The sequence below is a fragment of the Methylophaga sp. genome (assembly GCF_048266885.1).
Classification (GTDB): Bacteria; Pseudomonadota; Gammaproteobacteria; order Nitrosococcales; family Methylophagaceae; genus Methylophaga.
Window position 1 is genome coordinate 19,073 of sequence record NZ_JBLWYR010000009.1, and the last position, 12,639, is coordinate 31,711.

At 45.9% G+C, this 12,639-nt stretch carries 13 protein-coding genes and 1 pseudogene; 6 read left to right on the forward strand and 8 right to left on the reverse strand.

The annotated features are described in order from the left end of the window. Positions 1–14 precede the first annotated feature (14 nt). From ACN0V2_RS05900 to hldE, 3 genes are read left to right on the forward strand one after another with little or no spacing between them, the layout of a single operon-like run. The gene (locus ACN0V2_RS05900; RefSeq protein ID WP_417549867.1) at positions 15–971 is read left to right on the forward strand and encodes a homoserine kinase; all 957 of its coding nucleotides are present in this window, start codon (positions 15–17) and stop codon (positions 969–971) included. 28 nt (positions 972–999) lie between these two features. Then, entirely contained in the window at positions 1,000–2,037 is a 1,038-nt protein-coding gene (waaC, locus tag ACN0V2_RS05905; RefSeq protein ID WP_417549868.1) for a lipopolysaccharide heptosyltransferase I, read from the forward strand. Between the two features lie 30 nt (positions 2,038–2,067). After that, a complete protein-coding gene (hldE, locus tag ACN0V2_RS05910; protein WP_417549869.1) occupies positions 2,068–3,513 on the forward strand; it encodes a bifunctional D-glycero-beta-D-manno-heptose-7-phosphate kinase/D-glycero-beta-D-manno-heptose 1-phosphate adenylyltransferase HldE in 1,446 nt (481 codons plus the stop codon). Positions 3,514–3,693: 180 nt separating this feature from the next. Here hldE and ACN0V2_RS05915 read toward each other — a convergent pair whose 3' ends face one another. Beyond that, positions 3,694–4,563 carry a cation diffusion facilitator family transporter gene (locus ACN0V2_RS05915; RefSeq protein WP_417549870.1) on the reverse strand — a complete coding sequence of 290 codons (870 nt, stop codon included), beginning with the start codon at positions 4,561–4,563 and terminating at the stop codon, positions 3,694–3,696. A 108-nt stretch (positions 4,564–4,671) separates the two neighbouring features. Between ACN0V2_RS05915 and ACN0V2_RS05920 the strand changes: the two genes are divergently transcribed. Beyond that, complete coding sequence (locus tag ACN0V2_RS05920; RefSeq protein WP_417549871.1) at positions 4,672–5,541, forward strand: LysR family transcriptional regulator; 870 nt, start codon at positions 4,672–4,674, stop codon at positions 5,539–5,541. 86 nt (positions 5,542–5,627) lie between these two features. On the opposite strand, the pseudogene ACN0V2_RS05925 reads toward ACN0V2_RS05920, so the two are convergent. From ACN0V2_RS05925 to ACN0V2_RS05955, 7 genes and pseudogenes are all read right to left on the reverse strand, one after another. After that, a pseudogene (locus ACN0V2_RS05925) lies at positions 5,628–6,176 on the reverse strand (DODA-type extradiol aromatic ring-opening family dioxygenase); the annotation flags it as partial. 12 nt (positions 6,177–6,188) lie between these two features. Then, on the reverse strand, positions 6,189–6,434 hold the full coding sequence (locus ACN0V2_RS05930) for a hypothetical protein (protein WP_417549872.1): 246 nt from the start codon (positions 6,432–6,434) through the stop codon (positions 6,189–6,191). 242 nt (positions 6,435–6,676) lie between these two features. Next, positions 6,677–7,060, reverse strand: coding sequence for a Rap1a/Tai family immunity protein (locus ACN0V2_RS05935; RefSeq protein ID WP_417549873.1), 384 nt, complete (start codon positions 7,058–7,060; stop codon positions 6,677–6,679). 67 nt (positions 7,061–7,127) lie between these two features. Continuing rightward, on the reverse strand, positions 7,128–7,592 hold the full coding sequence (locus ACN0V2_RS05940) for a hypothetical protein (protein ID WP_417549953.1): 465 nt from the start codon (positions 7,590–7,592) through the stop codon (positions 7,128–7,130). A 154-nt stretch (positions 7,593–7,746) separates the two neighbouring features. Beyond that, positions 7,747–8,550 (reverse strand): aldo/keto reductase, encoded by an 804-nt coding sequence (locus ACN0V2_RS05945; protein ID WP_417549874.1) that lies wholly within the window; start codon positions 8,548–8,550, stop codon positions 7,747–7,749. Further along, positions 8,547–9,746 carry an FAD-dependent oxidoreductase gene (locus tag ACN0V2_RS05950; RefSeq protein ID WP_417549875.1) on the reverse strand — a complete coding sequence of 400 codons (1,200 nt, stop codon included), beginning with the start codon at positions 9,744–9,746 and terminating at the stop codon, positions 8,547–8,549. The genes ACN0V2_RS05945 and ACN0V2_RS05950 overlap by 4 nt, the downstream gene beginning before the upstream one ends. Further along, positions 9,743–10,306, reverse strand: a complete 564-nt coding sequence (locus ACN0V2_RS05955) for a D-sedoheptulose 7-phosphate isomerase (RefSeq protein ID WP_417549876.1) — start codon at positions 10,304–10,306, stop codon at positions 9,743–9,745. The genes ACN0V2_RS05950 and ACN0V2_RS05955 overlap by 4 nt, the downstream gene beginning before the upstream one ends. 115 nt (positions 10,307–10,421) lie before the next feature. Between ACN0V2_RS05955 and rfaP the strand changes: the two genes are divergently transcribed. Next, positions 10,422–11,222, forward strand: a complete 801-nt coding sequence (gene rfaP, locus ACN0V2_RS05960; RefSeq protein WP_417549877.1) for a lipopolysaccharide core heptose(I) kinase RfaP — start codon at positions 10,422–10,424, stop codon at positions 11,220–11,222. 5 nt (positions 11,223–11,227) lie between these two features. Continuing rightward, a complete protein-coding gene (locus ACN0V2_RS05965; protein ID WP_417549878.1) occupies positions 11,228–12,607 on the forward strand; it encodes a lipopolysaccharide kinase InaA family protein in 1,380 nt (459 codons plus the stop codon). Positions 12,608–12,639: the final 32 nt, after the last annotated feature.

Consider the following 12,639-nt stretch of genomic DNA (forward strand, 5'->3'; position numbering starts at 1 on the left):
TAACTGAGATTTTCATGTCTGTTTATACCGAAGTCGGGCGCGATGAATTAATAGCGTTCCTCGGCGAGTATGCGGTTGGTAATTTGATTGATTACCAAGGCATTTCTGCTGGAATTGAAAACACCAATTATTTTGTGACCACCGATCAGGGCGAGTTTGTGCTTACTCTGTTCGAACAGCATGAATTTGCCGAATTAGATTACTTTCTCGAAGTCATGACGTTTTTCTTTAAGCATGGCATCCCTTCGGCGCATCCCGCAGAAGATAAGCAAGGAAATTACCTAAAGTCGTTGTGTGGACGCCCAGCAGCATTGGTCATGCGTCTGCAAGGCCATACTGTTGATGAGATTGCCACGCTAGGCCAATGTGAAGCTATCGGCGATATGTTGGCGCAAATGCATATGGTGGGCGATAAGTTTAAACATCGGCGTGCCACAGAGCGCGGTGCCGATTGGCGCGAATCAATGGCTGAAACATTACTGCCACACATGTCTGCAGAACAAGCCGATATGCTTCAAGCCGAATTAGATTTTCAACGTCCTTACAATGATCTGGAATTACCGTGGGGCGTCACGCATTCCGATTTATTCCGCGATAACGCTTTATTTGTCGACAATGACTTGCAGGGTATTATTGATTTTTATTTTGCCTGTGATGAATTTCTGATTTATGACCTAGCAGTGGCGGTTAATGACTGGTGTGTCAACGAACAAGGCTTGATTGATCAAGAACGTTACCAGCGATTGATGAACGCCTATCTGCAACGCCGACAACTCAATGAAGCCGAACAGTCTAACTGGAATCTGGTTTGCCGCGCTGCGGCTTTACGCTTTTGGTTATCACGGTTGCAGGATCAGCTTTTCCCACGCGAAGGCGAAATTACACAGATTAAAAATCCGGGTGCATTTCTGAAAATCCTGCAACAGCATCGACATAACCCATTATCTTTAAATAATTTGCAAACGACCTGATGACTTTGAATCAGGCGTTTTTTGGTTTATGAAAGTCCTCATCATTAAGCTCACATCCATGGGCGATTTAATGCATGCGTTACCGGCGTTAACCGATGCGGCAAAAGCCTTTCCCGGAATTGAATTTGACTGGGTGGTTGATGAAGCGTTTGCCGAAGTCCCCAAATGGCATCCTAACGTCCGTAAAGTGATCACCACCTCGCATCGACGCTGGAAGAAATCTGCCTGGCAAACACTGACCGGTGGTGAATTACGCCAGTTCTATCGGGAACTGAATCTGGACGATTATTATGCGGTTGTTGATATGCAGAATAATCTGAAAAGCGCGTTGGTCAGTAAGTTACGCCGCGGCCCGGTCTATGGTCTGGATAAACAATCCTGTCGTGAACGACCGGCCCATCTGGCTTATCAATACCCGATAACAGTTAATCCACAGCAACATGCCGTGGATCGGATGCGGCAGATCCTGTCACAGGCACTGGATTATCCACTCCCCAAAACACCCGCCAAATATGCGGCGAATTTCAGTAAATATCCGTTACCGGAGCTTGAGTTTGCCTTACCCGAGCGTTATCTGATGTTTGTGCATAATGCTAGCTGGCTGACCAAACTCTGGCCGATTAATTTCTGGCAACAGCTGGTTTTTCAGGCGCGATCTGAAGGCTACGCGGTGCTGTTGCCTTGCGGCAATAATGAAGAATATCTGCGTGCTCAGCAAATCGCCTCGGTCGATCCAATGGCGTTTGCGCTACCGCGTTTAGGTCTCAATGATATTGCGGCGATCATGCATCACTCGGCAGGTGCCGTGTGTAGTGATACTGGATTAGCTCATCTTGCAGCCGTGGCCGGAACGCCAGCATTAACCCTCTACGGTGCTACAGACACAGCGTTGATTGGCACTTATGGCAAACATCAGCAGCATTTGGTCAGCGAATTTAACTGCGCACCATGCTATAAACGCAAATGTCCGTTACCTGCCTCACGCAATGGCGAGCCAGTGTGTATGACCGAAATGACACCGGAAATGGTTTGGCATGGACTGCAACCGCTTTTAGCCGCACAATAACCGCTTTCTCTAATCAATAAATCAAACGTTATGAAAAATGCATTCCCGGATTTTCGGCAGGCCAATGTTGTTGTCGTTGGTGATTTGATGCTGGACCGCTTCTATTTCGGCAAAACCAAACGTATCTCCCCTGAAGCGCCGGTGCCAGTAGTGAATGTTGAGCGATTGGAAGATATTCCGGGCGGTGCCGCCAATGTAGCAATGAATATTGCTTCACTCGGCGCCAAATGCAGTTTGTCAGGCATTACCGGTCAGGATGAAGCGGCTCAGGTATTACAACAGCGACTCAGTTCAGTCAGTATCCAATGTGCATTTCATCAAACCACACAACATCCGACGATTATTAAATCCCGCATTATCAGTGCCAGTCAGCAACTCTTGCGGATGGATTTTGAAAGCCGTTTCACCGTCGAAAGTAGTGAAGGTATGGCTGATAAGGTTGCACCATTGCTAAGCAATGGTGGTGTGATGATTCTGTCAGATTACGATAAAGGCACGTTGCACGACCCACAGCAGTGGATTGCACTTGCTAAAGCCAATGCCATGACCGTGCTGGTCGATCCGAAAGGTAATGATTTCAGTAAATACCGTGGCGCGGATTTAATCACCCCCAATCTCACCGAGTTTGAAGCGGTAGCGGGTGAAATTAAGTCGGAAGCGGATCTGATTGAGAAAGCAAAAAAACTGATTGCGGACTTTGTTATTAAAGCCGTATTGATCACCCGCAGTGAGCAGGGCATGTCGTTGATCACCAATGACAATACCGAATTCCATCTACCGGCAATTGCCAAAGAAGTTGCCGATGTCACCGGAGCAGGGGACACCGTCATTGCTACCTTAGCGGCAGCATTGGCGGCCGGACAATCTTTGCAACAGGCCGTGACCTTAGCCAATGTGGCGGCCAGTATTGTGGTCAGCAAACTGGGCACATCAACCGTCAGTGAACCCGAATTGTTTGCTGAATACCAACGGCATCAGGGAACCCATCAAAGTGATCATTCCTTTGCAGGTGCGGTGACGGTCGAGCAATTAAAAATTGCTGTCGACCAAGCCAAAAAGCGTGGCGAGAAAATCGTCTTTACCAATGGCTGTTTCGATATTCTGCATGCCGGTCATGTCAGTTATCTGCATCAGGCGCGGGCGCAGGGTGACCGATTGATTGTGGCTATTAACTCCGATGAATCGGTCACCAAACTCAAAGGCAAAGGCCGTCCGATCAACACTTCAGATCGACGTCAGATCGTATTGGCAGGTCTGGCAGATGTGGATTGGGTTACCGTCTTTGAAGGCGATACCCCTGAAGCTCTGCTCAGAGAAATCCAGCCGGATATTCTTGTTAAAGGTGGCGATTACGATAAAAAAGGCGTGGTTGGCTGGGAAATCGTGGAAGGTTACGGCGGCGAAGTCAGAGTCATGGGCCTAACTGAAAACTGCTCGACTACCGCTATCGTGAATAAGATCCATCAGGATAGATAAAAGCAATTTATCTGCGGATTATCAGGATATTTTTGGTAGGTTGGATTGAATGCAATTAAACCCAATAAATATCGGAAATACAGGCTGAAAATGTTGGATTTCGCAAGCTCAACCCAACCTTCCCTGCAGTTTGCTAACGGCAATAGTGAATAAGATTCATCAGGATAAAACGCAGTTCATTTAATTCGATTGAACATTCACCCCTTGAACCAACAACAACTTAAGCTGCTGTTGTTCAGCTATCTCATAAATGATGCCATGAAACAGTTGATGCCCGGCAGCATCAAGTTTTGCTGGCAGCTGTGCAATCAGGAAACTACCCACCTGAGCAATTCGCAAGGGTTTATGGGATTTCATGCCGCTCGCAGTTAGCTGGGTATTAATCTGCTCGCGAATTTCTTCAGCAGGTGCTGCAAACAGAATCTGCCGCAATGCCTGAGAAATCATCCGAATCGGAATGTACGAGAAATACCCGGCGATTATCAGTACCATCAGCGGATCCGCATAACGGGCGTAATCGGCAAACGGTGAATGACTGATGGCAAATGTCATCACAAAACCCAACAATACCGCCGCACTCAACCAGGTATCCATTTGCCATTGGCGCTGTTCTGCAGCGACCAGCGTCGTATTCAGGTCCTTTTTACGGTGATAAATGTAGGCCCAGGTAATCGCACAACCGATGACATTGACGACGCCAAACACTAACGCGAGATCCAGATTAACCTCTCTACCACCTTGCAACAGGCTGACCAAAGCGAAGATCATTGAAACAAGACACACCAAGGCAATGACAATACCCTTCACCAGAACCGCAATAGGCTCAATGGTAAGACGGCCAAAGGGATAGTCATTGTTCGCAGGCTTATTCGCCAGTTTTAATGCCAGCAATGATAATGAAGCCAGTGCTAACGAAAGTAACGAATAAGCACTATCAAATAAAATCATCACCGAACCACTGAGTAACCCCAGGATCAGTCCTGAAATAGAGAAGATGGCGGCCGATATCGCCGACACCATCAATACTCTCCGTTCTATATTTATCCGCATAACCGCTCCTCAACTAATGGCATGTACTTTAGAGGGGGCCAGGCATTCGACAAAATCGCTCAGCGCCAATATAGTTAGCGCTAAAGAAAATATTGAATAGGACTGAATATGCGAATTGAACAAATTGAAGCGTTTGTGAAAACAGCAGAAAGCGGGTCCTTCGCAAATGCCGCTATCGCATTAGGAATGAGACGAAGCACCGTAAGTGCTGCGGTTTCTGCATTGGAAGATGAGCTGGCAATCCACCTTTTTCAACGCTCAGGCAACAGTTTGCAGATAACCCCCATTGCACAATCTTTATTGGCGGACAGTCAGCGTTTATTGCAATCCGCCAACCGTATCAGACAACTTAGTAATCAGCATCTGGAAGGTATCGAATCAGAACTTCGTATCGCACGGGATGATGCTTTGCCTGAAATATTCTGGCATCAGTGTATGCATGATTTACATGTGGAATTTCCGCAAACCTCCACCTCAGTTTATTTGTTACCCACTCAAGAGCATCACGAGTTTATTGATAATGGAATTGTTGATATCAGCTTTGGCGTTAATAACGCGGTAGATCCCGCCTTTCGGTTGGGCATGATCGAACAACGCACCGTCGTCAGTCCAACACATCCGCTAGCCAATCTGGCTCAGGTGACAGAGAGTGATTTAAGCCAATACACACAGATTTGCCTAACCTTCCTGCAAAACGGACAGTTAGTGATTCAGAACCAGATTGGCCGGCAATATTCAGGCCTCACCATGTATGAACTCATCCGGGATGCCGTATTAAGAGGTGATGGCTGGGCCATTTTACCGACCACTTTGATCCTGCCGCATATCAAACAGCAACAGCTAGTCAGCTTAGCCACCGAAACGGCGTTATCGGCGACTTACTTTCAATGCCTGACACGTCAAGCCAATCGCAAAGTATCGACCTGGTTAAAGAATCGTGTATCGCATGCATTAACGCATGACTTTAAAGGCTGGTAGGTGTAAAGAATTTATCCGCAGATTACGCAGATTATTCACTGAGATTAATAACCTTAGAGAGCACAAGGCAAGATTGGATTGTTATGTTACCGGTTTTCCCAAAGATACATGCTCGCTTTTTTATTGAGCACCCGTAATTCATATGATTTTGAACAGGCCGTTGCAGCAAATCCATAACAGACGTGAAGGGGAAGCAAGTGCTCTTCTCTTGGGTGGCAATAGCGTGCAAAAGGTGCTGACTGCCAATTGATAAGCCTTTGCTCTCTTTCCGTTTCAGTCAGCTTTTCATCACAACACGTTTCAAGTAACCAAGCTTCAAATGACTCATTCATATCTTTCGATTCATCCGTCTCCGGCGTGAAAAAAGCCCGCATATTGTGAAAGGAAAACCCGGAACCTATCAGCAGCAAGGATTGATCGTCCAACGTTTGTAGAGCTTGCCCCATCTTGATATGCAATTCAGGATCAAGACTGTTGACCAGAGACAATTGAACGCAGGGGATATCTGCTTCTGGATACATGATTTTCAACGGTACAAACAGACCGTGATCAAAACCTCGGCTATCATCAAGCTTTGCTTCAATACCAGCATCCTTCAACGCTTCAGCCATTGACTGCGATAATGTCGGAGCGCCCGGACAGGGATATTAAATTTCATAGGATTCTTTGGGAAAGCCGTTGTAATCATAGATAAGCGAAGGATTTTCACCAGAAGTAATGGTTGGAGATGATTGTTCCCAATGAGCGCTGACAACGATAATTGCAGATGGTCGATCTATGGATGCGGCGATATTCTTCAAACAGCTAACCATCTCATCATGACTTTCATCACCCAGTAATGGCATTGGTCCACCACCATGAGATAAATATAAAGCTCGACGTTGATTGTTCATTGGGCTTCCTCACTGATAAATAAACCATAGAGACATAGAGGGCACAGAGGTTTCAAAGAAATTTATCCGCAGATTACGCAGATAGACGCAGATTATTAGGGTGTTTTTGGTAGGTTGGATTGAATGCAATGAAACCCAACAAATAAATAAACGCCATATTGATTGTTGGGTTTCGCAAGCTCAACACAACCTACCTTACTTTGCACCATCCACCTTGAGCGATTGTTATAGCTGAACATTGTTCATTCACATGGCCAATTTCTGGTAAGTGAATCTAAAATCAAAGGAATAGAGTTTTCTTCGGTTTGGTATTTTTGTTTAAGAGTTATAACAACTACGGATCTCAAATCTTCAAGTGAAACAGAAGGAAGACAGAAAGATGCGTTACCTAAATATGATGTTGCATTTGAAACGCCTTGAATATATGACACACAACTCATTAAAGCCCTTTCATACCGACCTCTTGCAAATACTTTCTCGATCTCGGTTTCAGCAGCTTTAAAACCAATATATCCATTATCTTCAACAGTGCATGTTGCAAGAAGGGTTTGAGAATTAGATAAATCCAGAGCATTTGCTGAAGGTAGACCGATTAATGATATAAATATAAATCGAAGTATATTCATATTAAGCTTATTCCTAATTAGGGTGTGGTTTGGGGCTCATAAGTTCAAGCCAACCTACCTTGCTGTGTTATAAATTTTCCCGTACGTACTGCTCCACGCCAAGGGGATGCTCTTTTAATTGGTAATGACTTTGTAAGCTGTAGGCCATTTTTTCTAATGGAGCTCCATCGTACCCAAACTCCTCAATCTCTTGGATGTAGCGTCGGATAAACCCCTCAGGAGAGAGTTCCTTCCATTGAACCACATGCACTAGTTCATGGAAATGAAGGCTAAACTCATTAGCTGAACCTTTCTTAACATAATATGTATCGTTGTAAGTGATACCCCCAAACTCCATGTCTATGAAGTCTCCCAAACCTGCTTCACGCAATTCGGGAAAGTCAGGCTTTGGAATATTGTCGGTAACAACAAAATAGGCTGTCTCAAGAAATTCGGGCGAATAAAATCCCTTGAAGTGCTCACGAAAAAAACTGCAAGAACGACGCTCCGGCTCGTGAAAGATGTTTACTTGGCGAATCCATTCTTCAATCATTTCGATCACAAATTCACCTATTTATAACTGCCCATTAGTTAAGCTGATGTTCTCACAAAAATTATCTAATGATAAATCTTCGTACATCTGCGTAATCTGCGGATAAATCTTTAAACCCCAAAAACCTCTGTGCCCTCTGTGTCTCTGTGGTTAATTATTTATCAAAAGCCGCAATAGCCTTAGCCACATTGTCTGCCAAATGTAATGGATTAATCGTCCCAACAACCACACTGGCCACCGCCGGGTTAGCAAAGATCATTTCAAAGCTGGCACTGACGCTGTCTTTGGTCGAGTTAACAGGCAAATGCCCACTGGCAAAGGCTTTTTTGATAAAGATGGCTTTATTGAGCTGTTCGGCCGTATCAATCACGATTTGTTCGTCCTGATAGGCGAGGTTATGGGTGACCATGACGATATCGGACTGTTGCAGGGCGAGCAGGCCGCCATCGACGGTTTTGCTGGATATGCCGGTAGCGCCAATCAGACCTTGTTGTTTTAACTCATTGAGTGTTTCCAATGCCCGATGCTGTTCGATGATCGGCACATCATTGCCGTCGGAGTGAATCAGCACAATATCAATCATTTCTCGATTGAGACGTTGCAGGCTTTGTTCAACACTTCTAATAATCGCATCACGGGAAAAATCAAAATGTGATTCACCGGTGTCAGCATCAAATTGTTCACCGGCTTTGGAGCAGATAATCCAGTCATGTGGCAGTTGTGGCAATAACTCGCCAAGTCGTTGTTCACTGTTGCCATAGGCGGGGGCGGTATCGATCAGATTAATGCCCAGATCCCAGGCTTGTTGCAGCAAGGCGAGGGCAGCTTGATCATCCGGGATAGTAAACGCTTCGGGGTATTTAACCCCTTTATCCCGCCCTAGTTTGACTGTGCCGAGTCCCAATATTGAAACATCCAGTTTGGTGCCGGGAATATTTTTTTTAGGTAGCTTGTTCATTTATTAAAGGCCCGATCCCAAAGCGGTTCAGCCAGTTGAGCCAAAGGCAAAATATGTTGTTCTGGTTGCGTTGTTTTTTGCACTTTTTGCTTTGCCAGTGCTTCAATGACTTTATCGGCCAGATCGGGGGAGAGCGCCAATTTGGTCGGCCAGGCAATATGCAGATTGTTATGGCTGCTAACATAGGCGCTATCGGGACGTGCAAAACCACTCTGTTTGGGTTCGGCACGATTAATATTGTGGGTGGTCCATTCCAGTTCCGGCAGGGTAAACCATGGCAGGATTTGTTTGAGTAAAGCTCTCGCTTCCTCAATCAAACTATCTGGATCTTTGCCGACACCGTCTTCAGCAATATTGCCGCCCAGATACCAGACGATATTGCCGGTTTTATCGGGATGGCTACTGATGGTGGCAATCGGTTTGCTGCCACTGCCGAGGCTATGCGCATAAATCTGTGGTAAAGGATTGGCTGGATCTTTGGCTTTACAGAGCAGCATTTGTAACGGCCGTGTCTGCATCTTGGGTTTGCTCAGTTGCAGGCTTTCTAACAATTCACCGGTGCCTTCGCCGGAAGTCAGCACAAACTGCTGTGCCTGAATTTCCAGTTCATCACCGAAACGCATGGCGGTGATGTTGCCATCCTGTTTGATCCATTCGGGTGATGCATTCGGTGTCTTTAAAATCGTCGCGGCATAGGGTTTGATTAAGGCTTTGAGCAAACTGCCGACATCCAGCACCGGTTCATCCAACTGGTATAACGCGCCTTTAAAACCGTCATCGGCAAACAAACCGCTGCGCTCTGATTTGGGAATATTCTGCATGCGGCTTTGCAGCGCCTTGCTGGCAAAAAACGATACCATTTTGGAAGACAGGCTTTGGGTGGACCAGAGCAGCTGATGTTCAGTAAACACATTGACGCTGGCTAAATCGATATCGCCATTGCCTTGTAGACAGGCTTTCCAACGAGCAGGCATGTTACTGATGGTTTGCGCGGCGTTCGATAAAATACCGTTTAACGCATATTTGCTGCCGCCATGAATAATGCCTTGGGCGCTCAGGGTCTGGGCATGGCCGATTTTCTGGTTTTCCAGCAACAGGCAGTGATAACCCAGCTGGTTTAGCCGATTGTGTAACCAAAGACCGGCAATGCCGGCGCCAACAATGACGACATCTGCGGTGATGATATTTTGACTCATGCTTTGCTGAGTTTCTCGTCCAGAGCTTCACACAACCAATGACCAATCAGGATATGCCCTTCCTGAACCCGGGCGGTTTCGGTATCAGCGACACAGACACAATGATCAGCAATGGCTTTCAGTTGACCGCCACTTTGGCCGGTAAAAGCAATCGTCGCACAACCGGCTTTTTTCGCGGTATTAATACCGTTAATCACATTGGCACTGTTACCGGAAGTCGATAAACCAATCGCCACATCGCCGGGTCGGGCCAGCGCCTGAATTTGTCGATCAAATACGGTTTCAAAGCTGTAATCATTGCTGTGTGCGGTGAGAATCGATGTGTCAGTGGTCAGCGCAATTGCGGCAAGCGGTCTGCGATCTTCTTTATAACGAATCACAAATTCCGCGGCCAGATGCTGGGCATCAGAAGCGCTGCCACCATTGCCGAAGAACAACACTTTATTGTCATTCAGCACGCAGTCGCTGATAAGGGCCAGCAAATCATTTAATTGAGGCTCCATATTAAACAAGCTTTCAATCATTTTCTGGTGGCGTTGCAAGGTTGATTTAAATGACACGGCTTACCTCATTTTAGCTCTGGTGGTAGTATTTATGGTTTCCTGCAAACAGTGTAACAAAACGCTGTGCGCGTTCGCACAACTCACTGCACGGCATAGCCTTTAGATGGCCTTAATGAAAAAGAATTCCTGTTATTTGCGACAAGATTTGGCTCAGGTATGGGCCGATAAGTCCGTGTTCGATATTTTGGCCAACATCAATGGTGAAATCTTTCGGGATAAAGAAGGGCGCCGTACCTTACGTTTTGAGCTGAATGATCGTTCGTATTTTCTGAAATATCATCAAGGTGTCGGTTGGGCGGAAATCATCAAAAATCTGTTGCAGCTGCGTTTGCCGATCATCAGTGCGCGTAATGAATGGCAGGCGATTCACTTTCTCGAAAAACATGGCATTGAGACCATGACGCTGGCCGGTTATGGTGAAAAGGGCGTGAATCCGGCGACATTACGGTCATTTGTGATTACCGATGATCTGGTGAATACCATGAGCCTGGAATACGTTGGCGAACAATGGCAACAACGGCCACCGAGTTTTGCCACCAAACAGGGGCTGATCCGCAAGCTGGCCAATATGGCGGGCACTATGCATAAAAACGGCATGAATCATCGCGATTTTTATCTGTGTCACTTTCTGCTGGATGAACGCTTTGCCGAAAACAATACCTTCGATGACAACACGCCGGTTTATCTGATTGATTTGCACCGTGCGACTATTAGACATAAAACACCTAAACGCTGGCAGATAAAAGATCTTGGAAGTCTGTTTTTTTCGGCTTCTAGAGTATCTTTGACTAAAAGGGATAAATTACGCTTTATGCAGATTTATTCAGGCTTGCCACTACGTACATTGCTAAAGGAGCAGGCTGATTTATGGCGTGAAGTTGAACGTCGCGCGCAGAAGTTGCTGGCGGAATAATGGTCATGTTGACTGCTCAAAGTTTATTAAAAGAATTACCTGCCGCTTTTCCAATTGAGTTAGAACTGGGCGGCACAAAATATCAAATTCTGTCGGTATTACGTTTTCTGGCCGGGCGGCGAATTGTTTTACATGCCAGCAACGATAGTGGCGAATTTGTGCTCAAGTTGTTTGCTGCCCAAGGTAAAGGTCAGCAGGAATATCAACGCGAACTGACTGCGCATCAACATTGCAGCCAAGCCGATATTGCCGTCGCACCGATTTTGCAGCATGCCGCTGATCAGCTGGGCATCAGTTTTATCGTCTATGCTTTTTTGCCTAAAGCTGTGACTTTAAATGAGTTGTCGGAGAATGCATTTCCGCTGACAGCATTATTTGATTTGTTTGGCCGTTGCCATCAAAACCAGTGCTATCAACAGGATCCGCATCTGGATAATTTTGTGTTTTCCAATAACATCTTGTATCTCTTGGATTTGGCTTCAGTGATTTGTCCGAAAAAACCGCTAAAAATGGCGACTTGTCTAAATAATCTGGCACGGCTGATGGCACAGTTTCCATTGGAGCAACAGGAATGGATGTTGGATGGCTTACCTGCTTATTTTTCGACGAGAAATATGCCGCTCGATCCTATCGTTGAGCAGCAATTACTCGGCAAGATCAAAAAAGCCCGCGACTACCGGCAAACGCATTATCTGAAAAAACAGTTTCGATCCTGCACCATGACCCGTTATCAAAAATCACTGATGCTTGAAGCTGCATGGCGTGGCAATTTATCTACCGCTTTAGCAGAGCAGCCGTTAACGTTATTAAATCAAGCCATGCAAGATGGAATCTCTTTGAAAAAAGGTAACTCTGCTACCGTTGTCAAAAGTGAGCTGGCTGGACAGCAGGTGGTGATTAAACGCTATAACATGAAAACGGCATGGCATTTCTTACGACGTTGTCTGCGAAAAAGTCGCGCCAATGTGTCCTGGTACAATGCCAATTTGCTGGAGTTTCTGGGCATTGCCACACCGCAGCCACTCGGCTTTATCGAACAGCGGTTTTTCGGGCTGAGGTATAAAGCCTATTTTATCTGTGAGCATATTGCCGGTCGTTCGTTGGCTGACCTTTCTGACTCGGAAATTCAGCAACCTGAAATGCTGCAGCAAATCAGCGATTTGTTTGAGCAATTACATCTGCATCATATTTATCATGGGGATTTAAAAGCCACCAATTGGCTGGTCGATAATCAGCAAAAAATCTGGTTGATTGATTTGGACGCGATGCGGCAAATAAAAAAAACCGGTTTCAAGCGTTTGCATAAAGAGGATCAGCAGCGATTTTTACGCAATTGGCCAGTAGGCGAAACTCGTCATCTGTTAACCAAAGCGATCAAAGCATAAAGGTAGTAATGCAGTGTTAAACGGAACGCACT

What these genes read in the sequence shown, in the direction of transcription:
- hldE (WP_417549869.1), top strand. Translation starts at nt 2,068, where the DNA reads ATGAAAAATGCATTCCCGGATTTTCGGCAGGCCAATGTTGTTGTCGTT.
- ACN0V2_RS05940 (WP_417549953.1), bottom strand. Translation starts at nt 7,592, where the DNA reads ATGATTGAAGAATGGATTCGCCAAGTAAACATCTTTCACGAGCCGGAG.
- ACN0V2_RS05945 (WP_417549874.1), bottom strand. Translation starts at nt 8,550, where the DNA reads ATGAACAAGCTACCTAAAAAAAATATTCCCGGCACCAAACTGGATGTT.
- ACN0V2_RS05915 (WP_417549870.1), bottom strand. Translation starts at nt 4,563, where the DNA reads ATGCGGATAAATATAGAACGGAGAGTATTGATGGTGTCGGCGATATCG.
- rfaP (WP_417549877.1), top strand. Translation starts at nt 10,422, where the DNA reads ATGAAAAAGAATTCCTGTTATTTGCGACAAGATTTGGCTCAGGTATGG.
- ACN0V2_RS05900 (WP_417549867.1), top strand. Translation starts at nt 15, where the DNA reads ATGTCTGTTTATACCGAAGTCGGGCGCGATGAATTAATAGCGTTCCTC.
- ACN0V2_RS05935 (WP_417549873.1), bottom strand. Translation starts at nt 7,060, where the DNA reads ATGAATATACTTCGATTTATATTTATATCATTAATCGGTCTACCTTCA.
- ACN0V2_RS05920 (WP_417549871.1), top strand. Translation starts at nt 4,672, where the DNA reads ATGCGAATTGAACAAATTGAAGCGTTTGTGAAAACAGCAGAAAGCGGG.
- ACN0V2_RS05950 (WP_417549875.1), bottom strand. Translation starts at nt 9,746, where the DNA reads ATGAGTCAAAATATCATCACCGCAGATGTCGTCATTGTTGGCGCCGGC.
- ACN0V2_RS05965 (WP_417549878.1), top strand. Translation starts at nt 11,228, where the DNA reads ATGTTGACTGCTCAAAGTTTATTAAAAGAATTACCTGCCGCTTTTCCA.
- ACN0V2_RS05930 (WP_417549872.1), bottom strand. Translation starts at nt 6,434, where the DNA reads ATGAACAATCAACGTCGAGCTTTATATTTATCTCATGGTGGTGGACCA.
- waaC (WP_417549868.1), top strand. Translation starts at nt 1,000, where the DNA reads ATGAAAGTCCTCATCATTAAGCTCACATCCATGGGCGATTTAATGCAT.